Below are 12,085 nucleotides of genomic sequence, written 5' to 3'. Positions count from 1 at the left end.
AACCCAGGTTTCCACCACCAAGGCCCCAAGCCAGGGGCCAAACAAGGCCCCAAGCAATGGACCGCCAAAGGGAAGGGCGGGTAGGAGGCCGAACACCCCTAAGAGCAGACCCACACCAGCCCCTGCTGCTGACCAACGGCTGGCCTTCAGGCGCATCGAAGCCAGGCCTAAAGCCAAGAGATCGGCAACAAGGCCCAGACCAAACAACAGCAAAGCGACAACGAGCTCAGGCCAGGCCTGTTGCCATCCGACAGCAACAATCCAAATCAAGCCACCCGCAGGAAGCCAGATCAAGCCTGGGAGCAGGGGCAAGAGCGTGCCCGGAATGGCCAGCAGCTGCACCAACAGCGCTATCCACCAGAACAAGCCGGGAGACCATGGGATGCTCATGACTCAGACCGAGCGGTGTCGGGCCTCCGTCTGGCAAGTCTCAGTTTTGCGCTGCGACTGCGCGGATTACCTGCCTGCTCCTGTTCTGAGGCCATCAACGGTTTGCGCGTGACCCGTTCAAGCCTCTCGTCTTGAAGAAAAGCGGTTTTGACCCGGCGATCCTCCAACGAATGAAAGCTGATGATCGCGAGGAGACCGTCAGGCTTCAGCCATCCAGGCGCTGTCTGAAGCAATCGGTCCAACACTCCCAATTCATCATTCACAGCAATCCGCAGCGCCTGAAAGGTGCGCGTGGCGGGATGAATCCGTCCCCGCCGGGCTTTCGGGGGGTAACAACCTGCCACGGCATAGGCCAACGCTGCCGTCCCGGAGTAGGCCCCAGCGGCCTCAAGATCCGCCTTGATTCGCCGAGCAATCCTGCGAGATAAACGCTCCTCGCCAAAGCCATAAATCAAGTCAGCGAGTTCATTCACATCCAGCCGCTCGATCAGCTCCGCTGCCGTTTCTCCTCCCGCCTCTGGGTTCATGCGCATATCTAAGGGACCGTCCAGCCGGAAGCTGAATCCTCTGGAGGCCACATCCAATTGGGGACTGCTCACCCCGAGGTCTGCCAGCACGAGCGCCACCGGTTCCTGGGGTTCAAACGCAGCAAAGTTGACCGGCACGATCTGGATGCGCTCAAGGAAGGACTCCAGCCTTGAAGCAGCAGCAGCCCTGGCCGAATGGTCCTGATCCAAACCAATTAAACGCACGCCAGGAAAACGTTCCAGGATGAGTTTGCTGTGACCACCACCACCCAACGTGGCATCAATCACAGCTGTGTTCTGCCAAAGGGATGGGGGTTGCTCAGACAAAACCTGCATCAGCGTTTCAGCCAAGACGGGCAGGTGACTGAACGTCACAGCAGAAGTCAGCGGGTGATCGGGCATCGGTCCTTCCTAAGATCCCGATAACGCAATGAACCTCGGCTCACCATGACGCAGCTGGAAACGCGCACCGAGCCGATGGTGGTGAACTTCGGCCCCCATCACCCCTCCATGCATGGGGTGCTGAGGCTCGTCGTAACCCTGGACGGTGAAGACGTTGTGGATTGCGAGCCCGTGATCGGCTATCTCCATCGCGGCATGGAGAAGATCGCCGAGAACCGCACCAACGTGATGTACGTGCCGTACGTGAGCCGTATGGACTACGCAGCGGGCATGTTTTACGAAGCGATCGTGGTGAACGCTCCAGAGCGGCTTGCCAACATCCCTGTGCCCAAGAGGGCTAGCTATATCCGGGTCTTGATGTTGGAGCTCAACCGGATCGCCAACCACCTGCTCTGGCTTGGCCCCTTCCTCGCTGATGTTGGTGCTCAAACACCGTTCTTTTACATCTTCCGTGAACGGGAGATGATTTACGACCTCTGGGAAGCCGCCACGGGTCAGAGACTGATCAACAACAACTATTTCCGGATCGGTGGTGTTGCCGCCGACTTGCCCTGGGGCTGGTTGGAAAAATGTAAGGATTTCTGCGATTGGTTTGGTCCAAAAATTGATGAGTACGAAAAACTCATCACCAACAACCCTATTTTCCGTCGCCGCATTGAAGGGCTCGGCGTCATCGGCAGAGAAGAGGCGATCAATTGGAGCTTGTCAGGTCCAATGCTGCGTGCCTCTGGTGTGCCTTGGGATCTCCGCAAAGTGGATCACTACGAGTGTTACGACGATTTCGATTGGGATGTGGCCTTTGAAAAAGAGGGTGATTGCTTCGCTCGCTATCGCGTCCGCATTGAAGAGATGCGTCAATCGCTGAAAATCCTGCGCCAAGCCTGCGACATGATTCCTGGCGGCCCCACAGAAAATCTCGAAGCTCAACGGATGGCAGGGGGCAAAGACAGTCCCTTTGCCGGATTCGACTATCAATACGTGGCCAAAAAAGTTGCGCCCACCTTCAAAATCCCCAATGGCGAGCTCTACACCCGCCTGGAATCAGGCAAAGGCGAAATCGGGGTGTTCATCCAGGGCAACAACGATGTCACCCCCTGGCGCTTCAAGATCAGGGCCGCTGACAGCAACAACCTCCAGATCCTTCCTCACATCCTGAAGGGACACAAAGTTGCCGACATCATGGCGATCCTGGGCTCGATCGACGTCATCATGGGATCCGTCGATCGCTGAACGATCTGAACCACATTGTGCGCCAACTTCGCCTGTCAGGGTTCTTCATCCCAACTGCTCTGACCGCTGTTCTGTGGTTCAAAGGACGCTATCCACAAGTCCCTGGCTGGGGCTGCCCTTTTCGAGCCCTTACAGGGATTCCCGGTCCTGGGTGTTACCTGACGAGAGCCACCTCAGCCGCTCTCACCGGCGACTTTCAGCTTGCCTTGGACTTCCATCTGTTTGGACCAATCGTGGCGGCAGCGTTGCTTGGCTGGAGCCTCATGGCTCTACGCAAGCGACGGCTCATCCCAATGCGTGTTGCTCTTGCACCGATGAGCATCATCACCTCAGCCTTCGTTCTGTATTGGCTGCTTCGGCTGGTGCTCAGCTATGGCTTTGGAGTCGTTGGTTCGCCAGGCTTTCCAGCAACAGGCTGAGCCCATCCACTGCGCTTCTCCGTCGCCTTCTCCATCACAGTGCCATCCTCCGACCACTGGCTTCAGCTCCAACGAAACGTCCGCTTTGGGGAGACCGATGCCGCCGGCGTCATGCATTTTTACCAGCTCTTTCGCTGGTGCCACGAAGCCTGGGAAGAGAGCCTCGCGCGTTATGGCATCGCCGCGGCCGCCATCTTCCCAGGCTGTCGAGATAACTGTCAGGTGCCAACCGTGGCTCTACCGGTGGTGCATTGCGAAGCCGATTTCCAACGGCCAGTGCATGGCGGCGATGAGCTGCGGATCCTTCTCGAACCTCAACGGCTCAACCCGGGCTGCTTCGAGGTGAAGTACCGCTTTCAGCTCGAGGATATGGATGTTGCTCGTGGTCTGATTCGACACCTAGCCATCGAGTCTGAAAGTCGCAGGCGGTGCGCCTTACCGGAACCCATCGATCTGTGGCTGGAAGCTTCAACCGTAGGGAGACTCGAACCGATCTAATTGCAGCGTCGTTGCGAAGACACAACAGTGATCGCCCACACCAATCCAGCGACCTGGAGCGGCAGCATGCAAGCCGCAATCACCAAAGGATGAAAGCCGTCATGCGCATGAGTGGATAAGGCTGTTCCACTCACGCCAGCTGCGATCGCGAGCAGCAAGGTGGTCGTTGATGGCCAAACACGGGGCATTGCCATCAGAACCAAGCCTTTTGCTGATCGAGATACATCTCCCGGAATTCGTCTGTGGATTTCGTGAGATAGATGATGCCTTCAATCATTCCAATCACTGACATCACACCAGTGGCGATGCCACAGGTCACAACACCACCCGCCAAACTCACCACCAACATGATGATTCCGGCGTTGTTGTACCCCAACACAAATTTGTGAATTCCGAATGAGCCCAAAAAAATGCCTAACAGACCTGCTGCCAGCTTCTTGTTGCTGATTTCAGTTTCCGACAGCACGGTCATGGACTTAGCGCAGAAGACTTGATTCTTGCGACTCCAACCATCCCTGCCAACGGCCCCGTTCCCATTTGCCCTCCAACGAAGGTTCAAGAACCGCGCATTCGAGCCATTGCATTGGCTGCTCGGCGGGTAGCCATCCTGAGGTGATCGAGCGCAGGGAGGCGTGCAGCGACGCCCAGCCCTCGGACTCGATCCAGCCATCACGGCAACGCACCAACGCCACCAAACGCTGCCCCCATTCCTGACTGGCAATCGGCAGAAGCAGCACTGCTTCCAACGGCAGTCCCTGCTCCTGGGCTTGATGCAGCAGGCGTTGGCTGAGCTGCTCAGGAAACACCGTTTCACCACCGGAATGGATGGCACCATCGATCCGGCCTTGTATCTGCACGTTTAGAGCCCCATCTCCTGCGGTGATCAAAGCGGCAGCATCTCCGCTGCACCACCAGCCCTCGGCATCCACAAGAGGGTCCAGCCGACCATCAAGCCAACGCGCGAGCGCCAAACGCCGCGTCCGCACCCTCAACACACCATCCCGATCCAGGTGCAGCTCCACATCATCGAGAGGTGCACCACATCCCCGCTGCCCCTCAAGAAAGCGATCGGGCGCCTGCGCCACCACCATCGCAGCTGTTTCCGTAGATCCATAACAAGGAGCAAGGCGAATCCCCAACTCGCGAGCACGCTCAGCAAGGGGGGCAGGAAGCCCGGCTCCTCCAACCCAAACCAGCGCCAAATGCCGCAACCACGCCACCCCCTCAGGGTGATCCAGCAACCGTTTGAGCTGGGTGGGCACTAAAGACACCGCAGCCGGTTTCTGGCCCCAACGCGGTAAGTCCAAACAGGTTGCCAGCAAGGACGGCGGATCTTTCATCAATGGCGGAGGGAGCGACACGTGCTGCGCGCCCCAAAGGCGACCGCGCCACCAGGGCATCAGGCCACTGATGTGATGAAGCGGCAGGGGGTTGAGCAAGATCAACCCCTCGGGGCTGAGCCCAATCCCCTCCAGCCACCGACCACACGCTGCCGCAGAGCGATCCAAGTGGGTCCAGGGCTGGAGGCACAAGCTGCGCCCCCCCTGGCTGCCACCACTGGCCAACACCACACCACCACCGAGCGGCCAATCAAAGGCAGAGCTTGAAGGGTCGCCATCGGCTTGACCCCCACCAGCCTGCACCGCTTGTAGGTGCACCCAAGCCCCCGCCTCCACCGCTTGCTGCAGGGCAGCGAAGGTCTCCCTAGTTCCCCCGGGCTGCACCACCAATGGCACCAGTGCCTGAAAGTCGGCGCTCACCCGCTCACCTCAGCTGCGGCCCAGACCTCTGCGGGATCGGAACTAAACAAGGGGCCAGCGGGACACCACCCCGGGGCCAGCCCAGGAGCCGCCGGTGTTTCCCCTTGAGCCTGAAGGGCCGCTAGATGCGCCAACCAACGGCCACCAATCCCGGTTTCAAACGTTGTACTCAGCATGAGGCGAGGCTTACCCCGAAGCAGATCCTGCAGGAGAGGCCTTGGGTCTCCCTCCAACAACGGACGGCGCACCTGCCAGCTCTGCCACTGATCGCGCCAGGTGGGATGGGCCTGCAAAGACTCATCCAGAGCGACCGGAACCACTGATGCGATGGTCTGAAGGCCCTCCCAATCATCAACCGCAAGCGGTTGCTCCAACCACTGCAAGCGTGGATCCCCGCGAAGCTTCTCCACCCATCGCCAAGCCTGAAGCCTGTCCCAGCCGCCATTGGCATCGAGCCTCACTCGAGCGGAAAAAGGAAGCTTGTCGAGCAGACCCTGCAGCAAGCACCACTCCTCCTCGAAGTCGCAGGCTGCCACCTTCCACTTCAGCGTGAAAGGCGAGTTGGAGTCCACAGAGGACAAAAGGCGATCCAGTGCATCCCGCATCGCGACTCCTGCCGGCAACAGGAACGCCGACGTTGGCGCCTGTAGCCAACCAGCAGAGGAGGCACTCCCCAGCTGGCCATCAAGCTCAGCCAGCCGCTGCTGACGGCCTCTGGTGTGTTGCAGCACCGTTGTGGGTGGTTGTTGCGCTTGGAGGACTCGGCCGGCCGTCTTGGATGGGGAGAGGTGTCGCCCTTGGCGACTGAAGATCATGAGGCTTGCCAGGCCGCCTTAGTTCGGATGATGGAGTCTGGAGTGGTCTGGACTGTCAGCAGCCTTGAACACTTGCTCGCAACAGTGCCAGCTGCTTTGGCTTTCGCCCTTGGTGCTGCCCTGGCTGAGCTTGATGGCCAGCTGGGGAGTGCCTCCTCTGCTGGTTGGCTACAGGCGCCAACGTCGGCGTTCCTGTTGCCGGCAGGAGTCGCGATGCGGGATGCACTGGATCGCCTTTTGTCCTCTGTGGACTCCAACTCGCCTTTCACGCTGAAGTGGAAGGTGGCAGCCTGCGACTTCGAGGAGGAGTGGTGCTTGCTGCAGGGTCTGCTCGACAAGCTTCCTTTTTCCGCTCGAGTGAGGCTCGATGCCAATGGCGGCTGGGACAGGCTTCAGGCTTGGCGATGGGTGGAGAAGCTTCGCGGGGATCCACGCTTGCAGTGGTTGGAGCAACCGCTTGCGGTTGATGATTGGGAGGGCCTTCAGACCATCGCATCAGTGGTTCCGGTCGCTCTGGATGAGTCTTTGCAGGCCCATCCCACCTGGCGCGATCAGTGGCAGAGCTGGCAGGTGCGCCGTCCGTTGTTGGAGGGAGACCCAAGGCCTCTCCTGCAGGATCTGCTTCGGGGTAAGCCTCGCCTCATGCTGAGTACAACGTTTGAAACCGGGATTGGTGGCCGTTGGTTGGCGCATCTAGCGGCCCTTCAGGCTCAAGGGGAAACACCGGCGGCTCCTGGGCTGGCCCCGGGGTGGTGTCCCGCTGGCCCCTTGTTTAGTTCCGATCCCGCAGAGGTCTGGGCCGCAGCTGAGGTGAGCGGGTGAGCGCCGACTTTCAGGCACTGGTGCCATTGGTGGTGCAGCCCGGGGGAACTAGGGAGACCTTCGCTGCCCTGCAGCAAGCGGTGGAGGCGGGGGCTTGGGTGCACCTACAAGCGGTGCAGGCTGGTGGGGGTCAAGCCGATGGCGACCCTTCAAGCTCTGCCTTTGATTGGCCGCTCGGTGGTGGTGTGGTGTTGGCCAGTGGTGGCAGCCAGGGGGGGCGCAGCTTGTGCCTCCAGCCCTGGACCCACTTGGATCGCTCTGCGGCAGCGTGTGGTCGGTGGCTGGAGGGGATTGGGCTCAGCCCCGAGGGGTTGATCTTGCTCAACCCCCTGCCGCTTCATCACATCAGTGGCCTGATGCCCTGGTGGCGCGGTCGCCTTTGGGGCGCGCAGCACGTGTCGCTCCCTCCGCCATTGATGAAAGATCCGCCGTCCTTGCTGGCAACCTGTTTGGACTTACCGCGTTGGGGCCAGAAACCGGCTGCGGTGTCTTTAGTGCCCACCCAGCTCAAACGGTTGCTGGATCACCCTGAGGGGGTGGCGTGGTTGCGGCATTTGGCGCTGGTTTGGGTTGGAGGAGCCGGGCTTCCTGCCCCCCTTGCTGAGCGTGCTCGCGAGTTGGGGATTCGCCTTGCTCCTTGTTATGGATCTACGGAAACAGCTGCGATGGTGGTGGCGCAGGCGCCCGATCGCTTTCTTGAGGGGCAGCGGGGATGTGGTGCACCTCTCGATGATGTGGAGCTGCACCTGGATCGGGATGGTGTGTTGAGGGTGCGGACGCGGCGTTTGGCGCTCGCGCGTTGGCTTGATGGTCGGCTGGACCCTCTTGTGGATGCCGAGGGCTGGTGGTGCAGCGGAGATGCTGCCGCTTTGATCACCGCAGGAGATGGGGCTCTAAACGTGCAGATACAAGGCCGGATCGATGGTGCCATCCATTCCGGTGGTGAAACGGTGTTTCCTGAGCAGCTCAGCCAACGCCTGCTGCATCAAGCCCAGGAGCAGGGACTGCCGTTGGAAGCAGTGCTGCTTCTGCCGATTGCCAGTCAGGAATGGGGGCAGCGTTTGGTGGCGTTGGTGCGTTGCCGTGATGGCTGGATCGAGTCCGAGGGCTGGGCGTCGCTGCACGCCTCCCTGCGCTCGATCACCTCAGGATGGCTACCCGCCGAGCAGCCAATGCAATGGCTCGAATGCGCGGTTCTTGAACCTTCGTTGGAGGGCAAATGGGAACGGGGCCGTTGGCAGGGATGGTTGGAGTCGCAAGAATCAAGTCTTCTGCGCTAAGTCCATGACCGTGCTGTCGGAAACTGAAATCAGCAACAAGAAGCTGGCAGCAGGTCTGTTAGGCATTTTTTTGGGCTCATTCGGAATTCACAAATTTGTGTTGGGGTACAACAACGCCGGAATCATCATGTTGGTGGTGAGTTTGGCGGGTGGTGTTGTGACCTGTGGCATCGCCACTGGTGTGATGTCAGTGATTGGAATGATTGAAGGCATCATCTATCTCACGAAATCCACAGACGAATTCCGGGAGATGTATCTCGATCAGCAAAAGGCTTGGTTCTGATGGCAATGCCCCGTGTTTGGCCATCAACGACCACCTTGCTGCTCGCGATCGCAGCTGGCGTGAGTGGAACAGCCTTATCCACTCATGCGCATGACGGCTTTCATCCTTTGGTGATTGCGGCTTGCATGCTGCCGCTCCAGGTCGCTGGATTGGTGTGGGCGATCACTGTTGTGTCTTCGCAACGACGCTGCAATTAGATCGGTTCGAGTCTCCCTACGGTTGAAGCTTCCAGCCACAGATCGATGGGTTCCGGTAAGGCGCACCGCCTGCGACTTTCAGACTCGATGGCTAGGTGTCGAATCAGACCACGAGCAACATCCATATCCTCGAGCTGAAAGCGGTACTTCACCTCGAAGCAGCCCGGGTTGAGCCGTTGAGGTTCGAGAAGGATCCGCAGCTCATCGCCGCCATGCACTGGCCGTTGGAAATCGGCTTCGCAATGCACCACCGGTAGAGCCACGGTTGGCACCTGACAGTTATCTCGACAGCCTGGGAAGATGGCGGCCGCGGCGATGCCATAACGCGCGAGGCTCTCTTCCCAGGCTTCGTGGCACCAGCGAAAGAGCTGGTAAAAATGCATGACGCCGGCGGCATCGGTCTCCCCAAAGCGGACGTTTCGTTGGAGCTGAAGCCAGTGGTCGGAGGATGGCACTGTGATGGAGAAGGCGACGGAGAAGCGCAGTGGATGGGCTCAGCCTGTTGCTGGAAAGCCTGGCGAACCAACGACTCCAAAGCCATAGCTGAGCACCAGCCGAAGCAGCCAATACAGAACGAAGGCTGAGGTGATGATGCTCATCGGTGCAAGAGCAACACGCATTGGGATGAGCCGTCGCTTGCGTAGAGCCATGAGGCTCCAGCCAAGCAACGCTGCCGCCACGATTGGTCCAAACAGATGGAAGTCCAAGGCAAGCTGAAAGTCGCCGGTGAGAGCGGCTGAGGTGGCTCTCGTCAGGTAACACCCAGGACCGGGAATCCCTGTAAGGGCTCGAAAAGGGCAGCCCCAGCCAGGGACTTGTGGATAGCGTCCTTTGAACCACAGAACAGCGGTCAGAGCAGTTGGGATGAAGAACCCTGACAGGCGAAGTTGGCGCACAATGTGGTTCAGATCGTTCAGCGATCGACGGATCCCATGATGACGTCGATCGAGCCCAGGATCGCCATGATGTCGGCAACTTTGTGTCCCTTCAGGATGTGAGGAAGGATCTGGAGGTTGTTGCTGTCAGCGGCCCTGATCTTGAAGCGCCAGGGGGTGACATCGTTGTTGCCCTGGATGAACACCCCGATTTCGCCTTTGCCTGATTCCAGGCGGGTGTAGAGCTCGCCATTGGGGATTTTGAAGGTGGGCGCAACTTTTTTGGCCACGTATTGATAGTCGAATCCGGCAAAGGGACTGTCTTTGCCCCCTGCCATCCGTTGAGCTTCGAGATTTTCTGTGGGGCCGCCAGGAATCATGTCGCAGGCTTGGCGCAGGATTTTCAGCGATTGACGCATCTCTTCAATGCGGACGCGATAGCGAGCGAAGCAATCACCCTCTTTTTCAAAGGCCACATCCCAATCGAAATCGTCGTAACACTCGTAGTGATCCACTTTGCGGAGATCCCAAGGCACACCAGAGGCACGCAGCATTGGACCTGACAAGCTCCAATTGATCGCCTCTTCTCTGCCGATGACGCCGAGCCCTTCAATGCGGCGACGGAAAATAGGGTTGTTGGTGATGAGTTTTTCGTACTCATCAATTTTTGGACCAAACCAATCGCAGAAATCCTTACATTTTTCCAACCAGCCCCAGGGCAAGTCGGCGGCAACACCACCGATCCGGAAATAGTTGTTGTTGATCAGTCTCTGACCCGTGGCGGCTTCCCAGAGGTCGTAAATCATCTCCCGTTCACGGAAGATGTAAAAGAACGGTGTTTGAGCACCAACATCAGCGAGGAAGGGGCCAAGCCAGAGCAGGTGGTTGGCGATCCGGTTGAGCTCCAACATCAAGACCCGGATATAGCTAGCCCTCTTGGGCACAGGGATGTTGGCAAGCCGCTCTGGAGCGTTCACCACGATCGCTTCGTAAAACATGCCCGCTGCGTAGTCCATACGGCTCACGTACGGCACGTACATCACGTTGGTGCGGTTCTCGGCGATCTTCTCCATGCCGCGATGGAGATAGCCGATCACGGGCTCGCAATCCACAACGTCTTCACCGTCCAGGGTTACGACGAGCCTCAGCACCCCATGCATGGAGGGGTGATGGGGGCCGAAGTTCACCACCATCGGCTCGGTGCGCGTTTCCAGCTGCGTCATGGTGAGCCGAGGTTCATTGCGTTATCGGGATCTTAGGAAGGACCGATGCCCGATCACCCGCTGACTTCTGCTGTGACGTTCAGTCACCTGCCCGTCTTGGCTGAAACGCTGATGCAGGTTTTGTCTGAGCAACCCCCATCCCTTTGGCAGAACACAGCTGTGATTGATGCCACGTTGGGTGGTGGTGGTCACAGCAAACTCATCCTGGAACGTTTTCCTGGCGTGCGTTTAATTGGTTTGGATCAGGACCATTCGGCCAGGGCTGCTGCTGCTTCAAGGCTGGAGTCCTTCCTTGAGCGCATCCAGATCGTGCCGGTCAACTTTGCTGCGTTTGAACCCCAGGAACCGGTGGCGCTCGTGCTGGCAGACCTCGGGGTGAGCAGTCCCCAATTGGATGTGGCCTCCAGAGGATTCAGCTTCCGGCTGGACGGTCCCTTAGATATGCGCATGAACCCAGAGGCGGGAGGAGAAACGGCAGCGGAGCTGATCGAGCGGCTGGATGTGAATGAACTCGCTGACTTGATTTATGGCTTTGGCGAGGAGCGTTTATCTCGCAGGATTGCTCGGCGAATCAAGGCGGATCTTGAGGCCGCTGGGGCCTACTCCGGGACGGCAGCGTTGGCCTATGCCGTGGCAGGTTGTTACCCCCCGAAAGCCCGGCGGGGACGGATTCATCCCGCCACGCGCACCTTTCAGGCGCTGCGGATTGCTGTGAATGATGAATTGGGAGTGTTGGACCGATTGCTTCAGACAGCGCCTGGATGGCTGAAGCCTGACGGTCTCCTCGCGATCATCAGCTTTCATTCGTTGGAGGATCGCCGGGTCAAAACCGCTTTTCTTCAAGACGAGAGGCTTGAACGGGTCACGCGCAAACCGTTGATGGCCTCAGAACAGGAGCAGGCAGGTAATCCGCGCAGTCGCAGCGCAAAACTGAGACTTGCCAGACGGAGGCCCGACACCGCTCGGTCTGAGTCATGAGCATCCCATGGTCTCCCGGCTTGTTCTGGTGGATAGCGCTGTTGGTGCAGCTGCTGGCCATTCCGGGCACGCTCTTGCCCCTGCTCCCAGGCTTGATCTGGCTTCCTGCGGGTGGCTTGATTTGGATTGTTGCTGTCGGATGGCAACAGGCCTGGCCTGAGCTCGTTGTCGCTTTGCTGTTGTTTGGTCTGGGCCTTGTTGCCGATCTCTTGGCTTTAGGCCTGGCTTCGATGCGCCTGAAGGCCAGCCGTTGGTCAGCAGCAGGGGCTGGTGTGGGTCTGCTCTTAGGGGTGTTCGGCCTCCTACCCGCCCTTCCCTTTGGCGGTCCATTGCTTGGGGCCTTGTTTGGCCCCTGGCTTGGGGCCTTGGTGGTGGAAACCTGGGTT

The 12,085-nt window shown here is 59.1% G+C and carries 18 protein-coding genes; 9 read left to right on the top strand and 9 right to left on the bottom strand.

Annotated elements, in window-relative coordinates; translation table 11 throughout:
- Positions 1–390 (bottom strand): DUF456 family protein (locus NCN04_RS03265; RefSeq protein ID WP_250395164.1); only part of this gene is annotated, 390 nt, incomplete at its 3' end.
- Entirely contained in the window at positions 387–1,319 is a 933-nt protein-coding gene (gene rsmH, locus NCN04_RS03260; protein WP_048347391.1) for a 16S rRNA (cytosine(1402)-N(4))-methyltransferase RsmH, read from the bottom strand. The genes NCN04_RS03265 and rsmH (NCN04_RS03260), both read right to left, overlap by 4 nt.
- A 45-nt stretch (positions 1,320–1,364) precedes the next feature.
- On the opposite strand from rsmH (NCN04_RS03260), the gene NCN04_RS03255 reads away from it, so the two are divergent.
- From NCN04_RS03255 to NCN04_RS03245, 3 genes are read left to right on the top strand one after another with little or no spacing between them, the layout of a single operon-like run.
- Positions 1,365–2,549: an NAD(P)H-quinone oxidoreductase subunit H gene (locus NCN04_RS03255; protein WP_048347392.1), complete on the top strand. Its 1,185-nt coding sequence runs from the start codon at positions 1,365–1,367 to the stop codon at positions 2,547–2,549.
- A gap of 17 nt (positions 2,550–2,566) precedes the next feature.
- Positions 2,567–2,968, top strand: coding sequence for a DUF2752 domain-containing protein (locus NCN04_RS03250; RefSeq protein ID WP_250395165.1), 402 nt, complete (start codon positions 2,567–2,569; stop codon positions 2,966–2,968).
- A 39-nt stretch (positions 2,969–3,007) separates the two neighbouring features.
- A complete protein-coding gene (locus NCN04_RS03245; protein ID WP_048347394.1) occupies positions 3,008–3,466 on the top strand; it encodes an acyl-CoA thioesterase in 459 nt (152 codons plus the stop codon).
- On the opposite strand, the gene NCN04_RS03240 is transcribed toward NCN04_RS03245, so the two are convergent.
- From NCN04_RS03240 to NCN04_RS03225, 4 genes are all read right to left on the bottom strand, one after another.
- Positions 3,463–3,654, bottom strand: coding sequence for a hypothetical protein (locus NCN04_RS03240; RefSeq protein WP_250395166.1), 192 nt, complete (start codon positions 3,652–3,654; stop codon positions 3,463–3,465). The two genes, NCN04_RS03245 and NCN04_RS03240, sit on opposite strands and share 4 nt — an antisense overlap.
- A 5-nt stretch (positions 3,655–3,659) precedes the next feature.
- Positions 3,660–3,938 carry a TM2 domain-containing protein gene (locus NCN04_RS03235; protein WP_048347396.1) on the bottom strand — a complete coding sequence of 93 codons (279 nt, stop codon included), beginning with the start codon at positions 3,936–3,938 and terminating at the stop codon, positions 3,660–3,662.
- Positions 3,939–3,942: 4 nt separating this feature from the next.
- Positions 3,943–5,142 (bottom strand): AMP-binding protein, encoded by a 1,200-nt coding sequence (locus NCN04_RS03230; RefSeq protein WP_502988744.1) that lies wholly within the window; start codon positions 5,140–5,142, stop codon positions 3,943–3,945.
- Positions 5,143–5,222: 80 nt separating this feature from the next.
- Positions 5,223–6,041: an enolase C-terminal domain-like protein gene (locus NCN04_RS03225; protein WP_250395169.1), complete on the bottom strand. Its 819-nt coding sequence runs from the start codon at positions 6,039–6,041 to the stop codon at positions 5,223–5,225.
- On the opposite strand from NCN04_RS03225, the gene NCN04_RS03220 reads away from it, so the two are divergent.
- The 4 genes from NCN04_RS03220 (at position 5,928) to NCN04_RS03205 (ending at position 8,623) form a co-directional block, all read left to right on the top strand.
- Complete coding sequence (locus NCN04_RS03220) at positions 5,928–6,863, top strand: o-succinylbenzoate synthase (protein WP_350223227.1); 936 nt, start codon at positions 5,928–5,930, stop codon at positions 6,861–6,863. The two genes, NCN04_RS03225 and NCN04_RS03220, sit on opposite strands and share 114 nt — an antisense overlap.
- Before the next feature lie 80 nt (positions 6,864–6,943).
- Positions 6,944–8,143, top strand: coding sequence for an AMP-binding protein (locus tag NCN04_RS03215; protein WP_502988744.1), 1,200 nt, complete (start codon positions 6,944–6,946; stop codon positions 8,141–8,143).
- A 4-nt stretch (positions 8,144–8,147) separates the two neighbouring features.
- Positions 8,148–8,426 (top strand): TM2 domain-containing protein, encoded by a 279-nt coding sequence (locus NCN04_RS03210; protein WP_048347396.1) that lies wholly within the window; start codon positions 8,148–8,150, stop codon positions 8,424–8,426.
- 5 nt (positions 8,427–8,431) lie between these two features.
- Complete coding sequence (locus tag NCN04_RS03205) at positions 8,432–8,623, top strand: hypothetical protein (RefSeq protein ID WP_250395166.1); 192 nt, start codon at positions 8,432–8,434, stop codon at positions 8,621–8,623.
- Here the strand turns inward: NCN04_RS03205 and NCN04_RS03200 are convergent.
- From NCN04_RS03200 to NCN04_RS03190, 3 genes are read right to left on the bottom strand one after another with little or no spacing between them, the layout of a single operon-like run.
- Positions 8,620–9,078, bottom strand: a complete 459-nt coding sequence (locus NCN04_RS03200) for an acyl-CoA thioesterase (RefSeq protein WP_048347394.1) — start codon at positions 9,076–9,078, stop codon at positions 8,620–8,622. The genes NCN04_RS03205 and NCN04_RS03200 overlap by 4 nt on opposite strands.
- A gap of 39 nt (positions 9,079–9,117) precedes the next feature.
- Complete coding sequence (locus NCN04_RS03195) at positions 9,118–9,519, bottom strand: DUF2752 domain-containing protein (RefSeq protein WP_250395165.1); 402 nt, start codon at positions 9,517–9,519, stop codon at positions 9,118–9,120.
- 17 nt (positions 9,520–9,536) lie between these two features.
- Positions 9,537–10,721, bottom strand: a complete 1,185-nt coding sequence (locus NCN04_RS03190; RefSeq protein WP_048347392.1) for an NAD(P)H-quinone oxidoreductase subunit H — start codon at positions 10,719–10,721, stop codon at positions 9,537–9,539.
- Between the two features lie 45 nt (positions 10,722–10,766).
- Here NCN04_RS03190 and rsmH (NCN04_RS03185) point away from each other — a divergent pair, with 45 nt between their 5' ends.
- Both rsmH (NCN04_RS03185) and NCN04_RS03180 read left to right on the top strand, forming a co-directional pair.
- Positions 10,767–11,699, top strand: a complete 933-nt coding sequence (rsmH, locus tag NCN04_RS03185; protein WP_048347391.1) for a 16S rRNA (cytosine(1402)-N(4))-methyltransferase RsmH — start codon at positions 10,767–10,769, stop codon at positions 11,697–11,699.
- On the top strand, positions 11,696–12,085 hold a 390-nt coding region (locus NCN04_RS03180; protein WP_250395164.1), incomplete at its 3' end, for a DUF456 family protein. The genes rsmH (NCN04_RS03185) and NCN04_RS03180, both read left to right, overlap by 4 nt.

The organism is Synechococcus sp. MU1655, from assembly GCF_023630655.1.
In the GTDB taxonomy this organism is placed as follows: domain Bacteria; phylum Cyanobacteriota; class Cyanobacteriia; order PCC-6307; family Cyanobiaceae; genus Synechococcus_C.
The sequence above is the reverse complement of the archived record's forward strand: the minus strand, read 5'-3'. Positions and strand labels throughout refer to the sequence as shown.

What these genes read in the sequence shown, in the direction of transcription:
- rsmH (WP_048347391.1), bottom strand. Translation starts at nt 1,319, where the DNA reads ATGCCCGATCACCCGCTGACTTCTGCTGTGACGTTCAGTCACCTGCCC.
- NCN04_RS03255 (WP_048347392.1), top strand. Translation starts at nt 1,365, where the DNA reads ATGACGCAGCTGGAAACGCGCACCGAGCCGATGGTGGTGAACTTCGGC.
- NCN04_RS03240 (WP_250395166.1), bottom strand. Translation starts at nt 3,654, where the DNA reads ATGCCCCGTGTTTGGCCATCAACGACCACCTTGCTGCTCGCGATCGCA.
- NCN04_RS03235 (WP_048347396.1), bottom strand. Translation starts at nt 3,938, where the DNA reads ATGACCGTGCTGTCGGAAACTGAAATCAGCAACAAGAAGCTGGCAGCA.
- NCN04_RS03225 (WP_250395169.1), bottom strand. Translation starts at nt 6,041, where the DNA reads ATGATCTTCAGTCGCCAAGGGCGACACCTCTCCCCATCCAAGACGGCC.
- NCN04_RS03210 (WP_048347396.1), top strand. Translation starts at nt 8,148, where the DNA reads ATGACCGTGCTGTCGGAAACTGAAATCAGCAACAAGAAGCTGGCAGCA.
- NCN04_RS03205 (WP_250395166.1), top strand. Translation starts at nt 8,432, where the DNA reads ATGCCCCGTGTTTGGCCATCAACGACCACCTTGCTGCTCGCGATCGCA.
- NCN04_RS03190 (WP_048347392.1), bottom strand. Translation starts at nt 10,721, where the DNA reads ATGACGCAGCTGGAAACGCGCACCGAGCCGATGGTGGTGAACTTCGGC.
- rsmH (WP_048347391.1), top strand. Translation starts at nt 10,767, where the DNA reads ATGCCCGATCACCCGCTGACTTCTGCTGTGACGTTCAGTCACCTGCCC.